The sequence below is a fragment of the Stenotrophomonas sp. SXG-1 genome, from assembly GCF_014083965.1.
Lineage (GTDB): Bacteria > Pseudomonadota > Gammaproteobacteria > Xanthomonadales > Xanthomonadaceae > Stenotrophomonas > Stenotrophomonas geniculata.
Genome location: NZ_CP046588.1, coordinates 3,695,872 through 3,709,249, shown reverse-complemented (window position 1 = coordinate 3,709,249; position 13,378 = coordinate 3,695,872). Strand labels below are relative to the sequence as shown.

Annotated in this window: 8 protein-coding genes and 1 riboswitch; of the genes, 4 read left to right on the top strand and 4 right to left on the bottom strand. The window is 65.6% G+C overall.

The features are described 5' to 3' along the window. Window positions 1-65 precede the first annotated feature (65 nt). The 3 genes from GOC52_RS16945 to ilvC are packed head-to-tail and all read right to left on the bottom strand — an operon-like array spanning window position 66 to window position 3,048. Window positions 66-317 (bottom strand): ACT domain-containing protein, encoded by a 252-nt coding sequence (locus GOC52_RS16945; protein ID WP_005410947.1) that lies wholly within the window; start codon window positions 315-317, stop codon window positions 66-68. After that, complete coding sequence (gene ilvG, locus GOC52_RS16940) at window positions 301-2,037, bottom strand: acetolactate synthase 2 catalytic subunit (RefSeq protein WP_159360553.1); 1,737 nt, start codon at window positions 2,035-2,037, stop codon at window positions 301-303. The genes GOC52_RS16945 and ilvG overlap by 17 nt, the downstream gene beginning before the upstream one ends. Before the next feature lie 36 nt (window positions 2,038-2,073). Then, window positions 2,074-3,048, bottom strand: coding sequence for a ketol-acid reductoisomerase (gene ilvC, locus GOC52_RS16935; protein WP_010480761.1), 975 nt, complete (start codon window positions 3,046-3,048; stop codon window positions 2,074-2,076). 741 nt (window positions 3,049-3,789) lie between these two features. Between ilvC and ggt the strand changes: the two genes are divergently transcribed. Then, window positions 3,790-5,457: a gamma-glutamyltransferase gene (gene ggt, locus GOC52_RS16930; RefSeq protein ID WP_100064779.1), complete on the top strand. Its 1,668-nt coding sequence runs from the start codon at window positions 3,790-3,792 to the stop codon at window positions 5,455-5,457. Window positions 5,458-6,102: 645 nt separating this feature from the next. Here ggt and GOC52_RS16925 read toward each other — a convergent pair. Next, on the bottom strand, window positions 6,103-7,680 hold the full coding sequence (locus GOC52_RS16925; protein ID WP_043400215.1) for a BCCT family transporter: 1,578 nt from the start codon (window positions 7,678-7,680) through the stop codon (window positions 6,103-6,105). Between the two features lie 245 nt (window positions 7,681-7,925). After that, a riboswitch (TPP riboswitch) is annotated at window positions 7,926-8,027 on the top strand. Between the two features lie 82 nt (window positions 8,028-8,109). Here GOC52_RS16925 and thiC point away from each other — a divergent pair. The 3 genes from thiC (at window position 8,110) to GOC52_RS16910 (ending at window position 13,304) form a co-directional block, all read left to right on the top strand. After that, complete coding sequence (gene thiC, locus GOC52_RS16920; RefSeq protein WP_010483982.1) at window positions 8,110-9,954, top strand: phosphomethylpyrimidine synthase ThiC; 1,845 nt, start codon at window positions 8,110-8,112, stop codon at window positions 9,952-9,954. A gap of 93 nt (window positions 9,955-10,047) precedes the next feature. Continuing rightward, complete coding sequence (locus GOC52_RS16915; protein WP_010483983.1) at window positions 10,048-10,719, top strand: ion channel; 672 nt, start codon at window positions 10,048-10,050, stop codon at window positions 10,717-10,719. A 260-nt stretch (window positions 10,720-10,979) separates the two neighbouring features. Next, window positions 10,980-13,304 carry a winged helix-turn-helix domain-containing protein gene (locus GOC52_RS16910; RefSeq protein WP_191849963.1) on the top strand — a complete coding sequence of 775 codons (2,325 nt, stop codon included), beginning with the start codon at window positions 10,980-10,982 and terminating at the stop codon, window positions 13,302-13,304. Window positions 13,305-13,378: the final 74 nt, after the last annotated feature.

The window sequence follows — 13,378 nt, the reverse complement described above, 5'->3', positions numbered from 1 at the left end:
GTGCGGGCACGGGCGACGAAGAAGACGCCTCCGTACCGGCACCGTGGTCGCTACGGTACGGGTGTTCATGGCGATACTCCTTCCACGGCGGTGACCTGTACGGACACGCAGTCGTAGATCTTCTCGATCTGCCGGCACAGCGTTTCCGCCGGGCGCTGGCCATCCACCACGAGCTGCAGGTGCCAGCGGCCATCGTCGGCAGCTACCGGCGCGCCGCTGATCGCACGCGGCGCGAAGCCGCGACGTTCGGCCATGCCGATCACGCGCAACAGCGCGCCTTCGGCCGGGTGCAGCACCAGGTCAAGCCGGTATTGCATTGGGGGTCTCCTGGCGGGCATGGGCGGGGTTGCTTTCCAGCATCGTGCTGTTGGCGGTGTTCGGCGGCACCAGCGGCCACACGTTGGCGCGTGCATCAATGGCCACGTGCAGCAGTGCCGGGCCCGGTTCGGCCAGCAGCGCGGCCAGGCCGCCTTCCACGTCGTCGCGGTTGTCGATGCGGGTGGCGGCGATGCCGAACACCTGCGCCAATGCCACGAAGTCCGGGTTGTCGGACAGGTCGATCTCGCTGTAACGCTCGGCGAAGAACAGCTCCTGCCACTGCCGCACCATGCCCAGCGAACTGTTGTCCAGCAGCACGATCTTCACCGGCAGGCGGCAGCGGGCGATGGTCGCCAGCTCCTGCACGTTCATCATGAAGCTGCCATCGCCGGACACCAGCACCACGGTGCGGTCGGGGCAGGCGAACTGCGCGCCCATCGCCGCCGGCAGGCCGAAGCCCATGGTGCCCAGCGCGCCGCTGGTCAGGTGGTTGCGCGGGTGGTTGAAGCGGCAGTGCTGGGCCACCCACATCTGGTGCTGGCCGACATCGCAGGCGATCACCGCATCGGCCGGGGCCAGCTCGCTCAGGCGCTTCAGCAACGCCGGCGCGTAGATGTGCTGGCCGGGTGCATCGTAGCGGGCCGCGAAGCGATCGCGGTGCTGCGCGCAACGCTTGCGCCATGCATCCTGGTGGGCCCTGGGGGAGGGGAAGGCCGCACGCAGGGCACGGATGGCATGGCCGACATTGCCAGGCACGGCGACGTCGGCGCTGCGCAGCTTGGAGATCTCGTAAGCGTCCGCATCGATGTGGACGACGCGGGCGAATGGCGCGAACTCGGCCAGCTTGCCGGTGGCGCGGTCATCGAAGCGCGCCCCCAGCACCAGCAGCAGGTCGCTTTCCTGCACGGCCATGTTGGCCGCGCGGGTGCCATGCATGCCCAGCATGCCCAGCGACTGCGGATGGCTGGCCGGCAGCGCACCCAGGCCACGCAGGGTCATCACCGTGGGGATGGCGCTGGCCTCGACGAAGTCGCGCAGGTCCTGCACCGCATCACCCAGCGCGATGCCGCCACCGGCGTAGACCACCGGCTTCTCGGCCGCCGCCAGTGCGGCGATCGCCTCGGCGATGGCGGCCTCGGCCGGCGCCGGCGGCGGTTCGACGCTGCTGGGCACATGCACCGGCAGATGGCTGGCATCGGCCAGCTGCACATCCTTGGGCAGGTCGATCAGCACCGGGCCGGGACGGCCCTCGCGGGCGATGCGGAAGGCATCGGCCACCACGCGCGGCAGATCATCGACGCTGCGCACCAGCCAGCTGTGCTTGACGATCGGCATCGTCAGGCCGAACACATCCAGTTCCTGGAAGGCGTCGGTGCCCAGCAGCGGCGTGCCGACCTGGCCGGTGATGCAGACCATCGGCACCGAATCCAGCATCGCGTCGGCAATGCCGGTGACCAGATTCGAGGCGCCGGGGCCGGAGGTGGCCACGCAGACGCCGACCTGGCCGCTGGCGCGGGCGAAGCCATTGGCCGCCAGCGCTGCACCCTGCTCGTGGCGCACCAGGATGTGCTTCAGCGACGAATCCACCAGCGCGTCGTAGAACGGCATGATGGTGCCGCCGGGATAGCCGAACAGCGTGCGGACGCCCTCGGCCTCCAGCGCCTGGGTCAGCCAGCGCGCGCCGTTGGGCGGCGCGCTGCGGTGTGTGGGAGAGTTCATGGGGGACCTTGCAGAGCGGGTGGGGGTGCCGCGTTGTTACGCGGCTTGACCTTGCAACCAGACCATCTTGGCGCGCAGTTCCTTGCCTACCTTCTCGATCGGGTGTTCCAGGTCGGCCTGCTTGAACTTGTTGTAGTTCGGCAGGCCCGCTTCGTACTCGGCCACCCAGTTCTTGGTGAAGGTGCCGTCCTGGATGTCCTTCAGCACTTCCTTCATGCGTGCCTTGGTGCCGGCATCGATCACGCGCGGGCCGCTGACGTAGTCGCCGTACTGCGCGGTCTCGGAGATGAATTCCAACATGCGCGAGATGCCACCTTCGTAGAACAGGTCCACGATCAGCTTCAGTTCGTGCAGTACTTCGTAATAGGCGATCTCCGGCTGGTAGCCGGCTTCCACCAAGGTCTCGAAACCGGCCTGCACCAGCGCCGAGGCACCGCCGCACAGCACGGCCTGCTCACCGAACAGATCGGTCTCGGTTTCTTCCTTGAAGGTGGTCTGGATCAGGTTGGCGCGGGCGCCGCCGAGGCCGGCTGCATAGGCCAGGGCGTACTCAGCCGCCTTGCCGCTCTTGTCCTGGTAGACCGCCCAGATGCACGGCACGCCGCGGCCGATTTCATACTCGCGGCGGACCAGCGCGCCCGGGCCCTTCGGTGCGACCAGTACCACGTCGAGATCGTCACGCGGCTTGATCATGTCGAAATGAACGTTCAGGCCGTGCGCGAACAACAGCACCGCACCCTGCTTCATGTTCGGCGCCAGCACGTCGTCGTACAGCTTCTTCTGCACCATGTCCGGGGTCAGCACGGCAACCAGGTCGGCATCCTTCACTGCATCGGCCGGGGCCTTGACGGTGAAGCCATCGGCCTGTGCCTTGACCTCGGTCGGGCCGCCCGGACGCAGGCCTACCACCACGTCGAAGCCGGATTCGCGCAGGTTCAGTGCGTGGGCGCGGCCCTGGCTGCCGTAGCCGATGACGGCGATCTTGGTCTGGGGCAGGTCGTTGGTGCTCATGGGGGAGGTTCCTTGCGGTGGGAAGAAAAAAGAACGGCCGGTCGTCGAAGGTGACGTGCCGGCCGGTCAGGGGAAAGCGGTGGAGGAGGCGCCATGCGTCGCACAGGCACAGCCGCTACGAGGCGTCGTGGCGGTGCTGGTCCAGGTTTTGAAGTTGGCGTTGTTCATGGTGGTTGCGTCTGAAACCAGGTCCTGAAATGAAAAAACCCGCACCGGGGCGGGTGCGGGTTTTGATGAGTTCCGGTGTGTTTGTTGCTTACACGCTGGCTCGTCCCGCACCTGTTGGCTGGGTAATAAGTACGAGCACAAGAATCGAACGCAGCGAGGCGGCGCCGGTGTCGGCGGCTTCAATGTGGGTTCGCGGTGGCGTGTTGTGATGCAACATGTGATCGAGAGAAACACAGCCATTTCGGCGCTGTCAACCCTCGCGACGGATTTTCTATCGGTTTCCGGCGCATCCCCCGCAATCGCTTGCGGCACAAGGATGGTTGCTGCTGAAAGTGTTTCGGTGAACCCGAATTCACTCCTTTCAGTGCGTTTTTTGCGCGGATTCCGGGCTGTTTTCGCCTTGCTGGGTGCGGGCCTGGGTCCGCACCCACCGAAAGACCATCGCCCATGACCTCTGCCCGATACCGCGTGAAGGCCGCAGCGGCGAAGATCGGAGCACCACCCTTCCATCGGAACCCGACCGTGTCCCGACGCCTTGCCCGTTCCCTGCTCGCCACCGCCGTGCTCGCCGCCATGCCTGCACTGTCCTTCGCCGCCGACCGCATTACCGGCCAGACCTTCGCCACCCGTTCGGAGGTGATCGCCCCGCACGCGATGGCCGCCACGTCGCAGCCGCTGGCCACCCAGATCGCGCTGGACGTGATGAAGGGCGGCGGTTCGGCAGTGGACGCTGCGATTGCCGCCAACGCCGCGCTCGGCCTGATGGAGCCCACCGGCAACGGCATCGGCGGCGACCTGTTCGCCATCGTCTGGGACCCGAAGACGCAGAAGCTCTATGGCTACAACGGCTCGGGCCGCTCGCCGAAATCGCTCACCCTGGCCGAGTTCCAGCGCCGTGGCCTGAAGGACATTCCGGCCACCGGCCCGCTGCCGGTGTCGGTGCCCGGCGCGGTCGATGGCTGGTTCGCGCTGCACGAACGCTTCGGCCGCAAGCCGATGGCCGACAACCTGGCGCCGGCCATCCGCTATGCCCGCGAAGGGCACCCGGTGGCCGAAGTGATCGCGTACTACTGGGACCGCTCGGTGCCGAAGTTGTCGCAGTACCCGGGCTTCAAGGAGCAGTTCACGATCAACGGCCATGCCCCGCGCAAGGGCGAGATGTGGAAGAACCCGAACCTGGCCAGCACCCTCCAGAAGATCGCCGACGGCGGCCGCGACGCCTTCTACAAAGGTGACATCGCCCGCACGATCGGTGATTACTTCAAGGCCAATGGTGGATACCTGAGTTACCAGGACATGGCCGACCACCATGGTGAATGGGTCGAGCCGGTCAGCAGCAACTACCGTGGCTACGACGTGTGGGAGCTGCCGCCGAACAGCCAGGGCATCGCTGCGCTGCAGATACTCAACGTGCTGGAAGGCTACGACTTCTCGAAGATCCCGTTCGGTTCACCGGAGCATGTGCACCTGTTCGTTGAAGCGAAGAAGCTGGCCTTCGCCGACCGTGCACGCTTCTACGCCGACATGGCATTCCAGCCGGCACCGGTGCAGAAGCTGATCTCCAAGGAGTACGCCACGCAGCGCCGCGCGCTGATCTCGATGGACAAGGCGTTGAAGGAAGTGCAGCCGGGCACGCCGAAGCAACTGGAGGAGGGCGACACGATCTACATGACCGTGGCCGATGCCGACGGCATGATGGTGTCGCTGATCCAGTCCAACTACCGCGGCATGGGCAGTGGCATGGCGCCGCCGGGGCTGGGCTTCATCCTGCAGGACCGTGGCGAGATGTTCGTGTTGCAGAAGAATCATCCCAACGGTTATGCGCCGGGCAAGCGCCCGTTCCAGACCATCATTCCGGCCTTCATCACCAAGGGGGGCAAGCCGTACGCCAGCTTCGGCGTGATGGGCGGCGCGATGCAGCCTCAGGGCCACGCGCAGATCGTGATGAACCTGGTGGACTTCGGGATGAACCTGCAGGAAGCCGGCGATGCGCCGCGCATCCAGCACGAAGGTTCAACGGAACCGACCGGGCAGGCCACGGCGATGACCGACGGCGGCGAAGTGAATCTGGAAACCGGCTTCCCGTATGAAACGGTGCGCGCGCTGATGCGCAAGGGACATCGCATCGTGTTCGCCGACGGCCCGTATGGCGGGTACCAGGCGATCATGCGTGATCCCGAGACCGGGGTGTATTACGGCGCGTCGGAGAGCCGCAAGGATGGGCAGGCGGCGGGGTATTGAGGTTTCCCGGCCACCGGGCTGAGCCCCCTCTGCGGTGGTGGTTAGTGGAAGCGGGATCATGTGATTGGGCCGGGCGGGTGGGCTGTTCGGGGGGACGCCGTGAATCCGTCCCTGGAGGCTTGGCAGCCGCTTGCTCGTGTGCGCTGTCCTGCGCACACGGCAAGACCGGGGTTGGGCGTCCTGCCCAACCCGCCCGAGGCATGCCTCGGGCCCATGCGGCTGACACCCCCGCCCAGCCCACCCGCCCGGCCACGGACAGTTTCCTGCGGCCGCCACCGCAGGAAGAGAAAGAAGAAGATCAAAAGCAAAGACAACAGCAACAGCAACAGCCGCGCGCTGTGGGTTGGGGTCGGATCCGTTTTCCGAAGGAAAACGGATCCGACCCCTTCTTGTTTTCCGATACACCTGATCCACGCGTGGCGTGGATCTACTGCCGTCACCGGGAAATTGTCGGAGGCGGGGAGGGGGCCGATGGCGGGACCGTCCACGGCATGGATGCCGTGGCCGAGCCTACAAGGACGTACTTGCGGCGTGTCCCGCCATCGGCCCCCTCCCCGCCAAACCAGCAGAAATCCAGAGCCGCTTTTGAAGTTGCTGTTGCCGTTGCTTGAGAAAAGCGGTGCAGCCGCAGGCTGCAAAACCCCCTCAATCCTGATCGTGCGCGCGCGCTGCCTCCGCCTGGGTCTCCTCCTGCGCCGCCATCTCGCGTGCGATCCACGCATCGATCATGTGCCGCTGGCGCTGCGCCTGCCGCCGCTCCCGCGTGTACTCCTGGTCCAGCACCCGGTACAGCGACACCATCACAAGAAGCATCAGCAGCGCGAACGGCAGCGCTGCGATGGTGATCATGCCCTGCAGCGCCTCCAGTCCGCCTGCCAACAGCAAGGAACCCGCCACCAGCGCAATGCCGACACCCCACGCCACTTTGTGCTTGCGCAATGGCTCGCCAGCGTCGTCCGTGGACATGCTGGCCAGTACCAGTACCGCAGAATCAGCCGAGGTCACGAAGAAGATCATCAGTAGCACCAGCGCAATGCACGACAGCAGCAACGGCAGCGGCATGCTGTCGAACATGGTGAACAGCACCGTTTCATAGCCGTTGCCCAGCGCCTGCAGCAGGTCGGCCTGGCCGAAGATCTGCATCCAGATCGCGGTGCCACCGAACACCGAGAACCAGAAGAAGCCCAGCAGCGTCGGTGCCAGCACCACGCCGATCACGAACTCCCGAACACTGCGCCCGCGCGAGATGCGCGCGATGAACGAACCGACGAACGGTGCCCAGGAAATCCACCAGGCCCAGTAGAAGATCGTCCAGTCCGCGACCCAGGTGCTGGACGAGAACGGTGACATGCGCAGGCTCATCGTCACCAGCTGGTTGAGATAGGAGCCCAGCGTGGTGGTGAACGTGTTGAAGATCGCGCCAGTCGGGCCGAGTACCAGCACCAGCGCCAGCAGCAGCGCCGCCAGTGCAAGGTTGAAGTTGGACAGCCATTTCATGCCGCGGCCGACGCCGCTGAGCGTGGACGCCATGTACAGAACGAAGGCCACCGCAATGATGGTCAGCTGCAGCGGCACGCCCGCCTGCACGCCGAACACGCGTTCCACGCCGGCTGCGATCTGCACCGTGCCGAAGCCGAGAGCTGTAGCCACGCCAATCGCAGTGGCGACGACTGCGGAGATGTTGACCACATGCCCGATCCAGCCACGATGGTGACGGCCGATGATCGGTTGCAACATATCGCTGATCTGGCCACGGCCGTTGCGGTTGAACTGGAACCAGGCCATTGCCAGGCCGATCAACGCATAGATGGCCCACGGGTGCAGGCCCCAATGGAAGAACACGTAGCGCATGGCAGCACGCGCAGCGTCCATGCTTTCAGGTGCCAGCCCTTCCGGTGGTTTGCTGAAATGCGAAATGGGCTCGGCGGCGCCCCAGAACACCAGGCCGATGCCCATGCCGGCGGCGAACAGCATCGACATCCAGCTGGCCCGCGAGAATTCCGGTTCGGCGTCTTCGCCACCGATGCGCAGGTTGCCGAAGCGGCCGAAGGCCAGGTACATCAGGAATACCAGGGCCAGGAACACGACCAGCAGGTAGAGCCAGCCGATGCCGCGGATGAGTTCGCCGAGGATGCTCTGCACCACGGTATTGAAGGGGCCGGGTGCAACACCGGCGAGCAGCACCAGCAGCAGAACCAGTGCAATGGAAACGCGAAACACCATGAAGGGGCTTCTCCGATCAAGGGATTGAGGGGAGCGAGCAGAGCTTGCTGCGAGGGGCCGGCGACATGCAGCACAGGCCGGGCAGGGGCCGCGAAGGCGGCGAGGAAACACCGGCCGCAGCGGCACGATGCGCGTGCACGTTACTGAATGCGATGTCACGGTTCTGTTAATACAGAAACAGCGGATCCACGCCGTGCGTGGATGGAACAGCCAGGAGCTGCGGTGCGTTCTATGGTCTAATGCGCACCAAGAAGCGGGGGTACCGCGGCCATGTGGCCACGGTTGAGACAGTCCCTTGGAACCTGATCCGGCTCATACCGGCGTAGGGAAGCTTTGCAGTGCAGCCATGCCCGGACTCCGCCCTAGGACCGTCCGGGAGCGGCAGCAGTGCGCCGCCGCTTCGTCCCTGACCTTCCTGGACGATGCCCGATGAACGCACAGCTCTCCGCCCTGCAGCAACAGGCCCAGCAACTCTCCGAATCCGTGACCCGGCCCATCCCCGGCTCGCGCAAGATCCACGTGCCCGGCTCACGTCCGGATCTGCAGGTACCGATGCGCGAGATCGCGTTGACCCGCACGCCGACGCTGTTCGGCGGCGAAGAGAACGCACCGGTCACGGTCTACGACACGTCCGGTCCGTACACCGATCCGGAGGTGCGCATCGATCTGTCGGCCGGTTTGCCGGAACTGCGCCGCGGCTGGGTGGAAGAGCGCGGTGATACCGAGCAGCTCGAAGGACTGAGTTCTTCGTTCGGCCGCGATCGCGAGCAGGACCCGAAGCTCGATGCGGTGCGATTTCCCGCGCGCAGCCTGCCGCGCCGTGCGCGTGCAGGTGCCAACGTCACCCAGATGCACTACGCGCGCCGTGGCATCATCACGCCGGAGATGGAGTTCGTCGCCATCCGCGAGAACCAGCGCCTGGACGCGATCCGCGATGCCGGCCTGCTGCAGCAGCACCCCGGCGAGGCATTTGGTGCCTCGATCCAGAAGATCATCACACCGGAGTTCGTGCGCGATGAGATCGCACGCGGCCGCGCGGTGTTGCCCAACAACATCAACCACCCGGAAAGCGAGCCGATGATCATCGGCCGCAACTTCCTGACCAAGATCAACGCCAACATCGGCAACAGCGCGGTGTCCTCGGGCATTGCCGAGGAAGTGGAGAAACTGGTGTGGGCGATCCGCTGGGGCGGTGACACGGTGATGGACCTGTCCACCGGCAAGCACATCCATGAGACCCGCGAGTGGATCATCCGCAACTCGCCGGTGGCGATCGGTACCGTGCCGATCTACCAGGCGCTGGAGAAGGTCGACGGCCGTGCCGAAGCACTTACCTGGGAAATCTTCCGTGACACGCTGATCGAGCAGGCCGAGCAGGGCGTGGACTACTTCACCATCCACGCTGGCGTGCTGCTGCGCTACGTGCCACTCACCGCCAAGCGCGTGACCGGCATTGTCAGCCGTGGTGGCTCGATCATGGCCAAGTGGTGCCTGGCGCACCACAAGGAGAATTTCCTCTACACGCATTTCGAAGACATCTGCGAGATCATGAAGGCCTATGACGTGACCTTCTCGCTGGGTGACGGCCTGCGCCCGGGCTGCATCGCCGATGCCAACGACGCCGCGCAGTTCGGTGAGCTGGAAACGCTGGGCGAGCTGACGAAGATTGCCTGGAAGCACGATGTGCAGACCATGATCGAGGGCCCCGGCCATGTGCCGATGCAGCTGATCAAGGAGAACATGGACAAGCAGCTGCGCGAGTGCGGCGAAGCGCCGTTCTATACGCTGGGCCCGTTGACCACCGACATCGCGCCGGGCTACGACCACATCACCAGCGCGATCGGTGCAGCAATGATCGGCTGGTTTGGTACCGCCATGCTCTGCTACGTGACGCCGAAGGAACACCTCGGCCTGCCCAACCGCCAGGACGTGCGTGACGGCATCATGGCCTATCGCATCGCCGCGCACGCGGCCGACCTGGCCAAGGGCCATCCGGGCGCGCAGGTGCGCGACAACGCGCTGAGCAAGGCGCGCTTCGAGTTCCGCTGGGAAGACCAGTTCCATCTTGGCCTGGATCCGGAGAAGGCCAAGGAATTCCATGACGAGACGCTGCCGAAGGATGCGCACAAGCTGGCGCACTTCTGCTCGATGTGCGGTCCGCACTTCTGTTCGATGAAGATCACCCAGGACGTGCGCGACTACGCCGAGGCCGGCATGAAGGAGAAGTCGGCGGAGTTCCGCGCGGCCGGTGCCGAGGTCTACCGCCAGGGGTGATGCGGAAGCGGGGGTGCCGGCCAGCGGCCGGCACTACCGCTCATCACACCGCTCCCGGCTATCCTCGGCCCACCACCCTGGGGAAAGGACGCCATGCCCGTTGCCATCACCACCCGCTGGCTGGCCATTGCCCGCCGTCATCCTTCGGCCTGGCTGCTGGGGGCCCAGTTGATCGCCGTGCTGCTATACCCCGCGCTGGATGACACCGCTGCGGGCCGCGCGGCGCTGGGCATGTTCGGCATGGCGGTACTGGGCCTGGCGCTGTGGGTGGTCCAGCGCAGCCCGCTGGGCACTTGGCTGGCGCTGCTGCTGGCCATTCCTTCGGTGGTGTTCTCGCTGGCCGGTGCATTGCTGGATCGCAGTGCGCTGCTGACCACCGCGCAGCTGCTGGAAAGCCTGCTGTACTTCTATACGGCCGGTGCACTCATCGCCTACATGCTCCAGGACCATAAAGTCACCCGCGATGAACTGTTCGCGGCAGGTGCGACATTCACGTTGCTGGCCTGGGCCTTCGCGTTTGCTTTCGCCGTGTGCCAGCAGTGGTATCCGGGCAGTTTCCAGGGCACCGGTGGTGGTGCACAGCGCACCTGGATGGAACTGCTTTATCTGAGCTTCAGTTTGCTCTCGGGTGTCGGCCTGAGCGACGTCGTGCCACTGCATCCGCAGGCGCGTGCATTGGTCATGCTGGAGCAGTTTTCAGGCGTGATGTACGTGGCTTTGGTGGTTTCGCGACTGGTCGGATTGACCATGCTGCGGCGCATGTGAAAATGAACGCCAGATAAAAATTCCGCGCCCCGCAGGGCGCGAATGGTGCAGCAAATTATGTGAATGCGTCGGCGAGAGAGAGCCTGGATGTCGACCACGCGATAGGCGAGGTAACCCGCATAGGCTAGTATTCGCCCGCTTCATTGTTTTTGCGGTATGCGCCGATGCTTTGTGCGGAGTCTGGCTTTTTGCTGTTCCCAGGACGGGAGGGTATCGAAGGCAAACGCTGCCCCGGACCTGTCTCTACTGTGTAGCGGAAAATGAACAGCAGTGAAAACCAGCCCCCCGGATTCGATCGGATCCGGATCGGAGAGTGCACTGTCACTCTGTCCTCGCGAGAAGTCGAGGTCGTCGGTGCGCGTCGCCCGCGTCGGCTGACGCCGAAGGCGCTGGGCGTGCTGCGTGTACTGCTGCGCCAGCCCGGGCGCGTTGTCACCCGCGATGAACTGTTCGCGGAAGTCTGGCCGGACACGCTGCCGACCAATGATGTGCTTACCCAGGCCGTCACCCAGCTGCGCAAGGCGTTCAGCAACGACGACGACAACGGCCAGGCCTATATCGAGACCATCGCCAAGACCGGCTATCGCCTGCTGGTGCCGGTGCAGGTACTGGACGATGTCGAGGCGGCACCGTCCTCAGAAGCCGATGACGGAATCGCGGACCTGCAACCGGTGATGGGCATCGCCGAGGAGAGGCCGGCACACGTGCAGGCATCGCGCCGCCGCTGGCGCCATGTCCGCCGGCGCGTGCTGCTGGTGCTGGGCGTGCTGATGCTGGCCACGGTGGTGGTGCTGGCCGCGCTGCTGCTGCGGCGGGCACCGGCCAGCAGTTCAGCGGTGGATGCGGCCGTGGAGAACGGCACGCGCGTGATCGGCAGCCCGCAGCGTCCCTATCGGTTGATCACCGCAACCAGCGGTTTTGAAACCTATCCCACGCTTTCACCCGATGGCTCGTTGGTGGCCTATGAAGGCGCCAACGAAGACGGGCAAGGGGGTGGGGCGATCAAGGTACAGACCTCCGGCAACGCGCCAGCGCGGCAGCTGCTGGCTCCGCCGGCCGGCTCGGTTGACCGCTTCCCGAGCTGGTCGCCGGATGGACGCGAGATCGCCTTCGCGCGGTTCAGCAACAACGGCGGCTGCCAGGTGCTGATCGCCAGCGCGACCGGTGGTGCCCTGCGCCAGGCCACGCGGTGCGATGGCACCGAGCTGCTCAGTTTCGACTGGACGCCGGACGGCCGTGGCCTGGTGTTCGGCAGCATGGTGGGGCGCTATGCCCATCGGGGCATCCGCAAGCTCGATCTGGCCAGTGGCCAATGGGAGGCGCTGGACTACGGTGTTGCCGAGGATGACTTCGACTATGCGCCGCGCTACTCGCCTGATGGCAAGTGGCTGGTGTTCGTGCGCAATCCGCAGCTGGGCGACCTGTGGCGCATGCCGGCAGCGGGGGGCACGCCCGAGCAGCTGACCAGCGAGGCCGCTGAACTGCGTGGCTGGGCCTGGTTGCGTGATGGCCGGACGATCGTGTTTGGACGCCGTGTCGACAGTGAAGTGCGCCTGTACTACCTGGACGTCGAGAGCCGCACGCTGCGCGATGCCGGGCTCGACGACGCACAGTGGCCGGCCACTGCGCGCCGCGCGGGCATGCTGGCCTTCGTCCATCGGCGCGCGCAGTTCGGCATCTTCAAGGTGCCGATGGAGGGCGGCTCGCCGCCGCAGCGCTTGTTTGCGTCCAGTGGCCGGGATGGGCAGCCGATGGCGGCGCCGGATGGACGCCAACTGGTGTTCACGTCCGATCGTTCAGGCAGCTTCGCGCTGTGGTGGGCGGACATGGAGCGCCCCGATTCGCTGCGGCCGATCGAAGGCTTGCGGCCCGAGGCACGTCAGGCACCGGACTGGTCGGCCGACAGCCGCCGGTTGCTGGTGGTGGGGCGCGACGAGCACGGACGCACAGTGGTCTATGAGATCGCCCCACGTGACGAACGCGTCCAGCCGTTGCCTGTCCCGTCGGAGCAGCCGCTGCAGGCACTGTACGGGGCACGCCCGGACCAGCTGCTGGTGGTCGAGCGCGATGACCAGCAACAGACCCGGCTGAGCCTGTTTGATCGAAGCGTGCAGCCCTGGCGCCGCCTGGCCAGCATCGACGGTGTTTCGCAGGCGCGGTTCGATCGCAGCAGCGGGCGTGTGCTGTTCACCCGCCTGGCCGCAGGAGGCCTGTGGTCGGTGGATGCGGCGTTGGCACCGGCAAGCGTGCAGCAGATCAGCGATGACCGGCCCAGCCGGTGGCGGTACCGTGCCTGGACTGTGGCCGGCAGCAACGCGATCGGCTACCTCGGTACGTCCACCCGTTGTGGCACCACACTGGTGCTGATCCAGGCCGGGCGCGAGGAACCGGAACGCTGCCTGGATGCGGAACGCCTCAGTGCCGGCAACGGGCTGAGTGCCGGCGCCGATGGGCACACGCTGTTCGTGGCAATGGCGGTCAGCGACGGTGCCGACATCGGCGTGATGCGCTTGCCCGAGCGCTCGCCGACGCTGCTTCCGGCGTTCTCCAAGTTGTTGTTGTTCAACGGAAATGGGCCTTCGTAATTTCTTCGTGGCGACCTCGCCGCGAATTCGTGGCGATCTCGTCTGACTTTCCTGACGTGGTGCCGCCTGATTTG

Coding starts and splice junctions, on each gene's coding strand:
- GOC52_RS16945 (WP_005410947.1), bottom strand. CDS start 317: ATGCAATACCGGCTTGACCTGGTGCTGCACCCGGCCGAAGGCGCGCTG.
- ilvG (WP_159360553.1), bottom strand. CDS start 2,037: ATGAACTCTCCCACACACCGCAGCGCGCCGCCCAACGGCGCGCGCTGG.
- ilvC (WP_010480761.1), bottom strand. CDS start 3,048: ATGAGCACCAACGACCTGCCCCAGACCAAGATCGCCGTCATCGGCTAC.
- ggt (WP_100064779.1), top strand. CDS start 3,790: ATGCCTGCACTGTCCTTCGCCGCCGACCGCATTACCGGCCAGACCTTC.
- GOC52_RS16925 (WP_043400215.1), bottom strand. CDS start 7,680: ATGGTGTTTCGCGTTTCCATTGCACTGGTTCTGCTGCTGGTGCTGCTC.
- thiC (WP_010483982.1), top strand. CDS start 8,110: ATGAACGCACAGCTCTCCGCCCTGCAGCAACAGGCCCAGCAACTCTCC.
- GOC52_RS16915 (WP_010483983.1), top strand. CDS start 10,048: ATGCCCGTTGCCATCACCACCCGCTGGCTGGCCATTGCCCGCCGTCAT.
- GOC52_RS16910 (WP_191849963.1), top strand. CDS start 10,980: ATGAACAGCAGTGAAAACCAGCCCCCCGGATTCGATCGGATCCGGATC.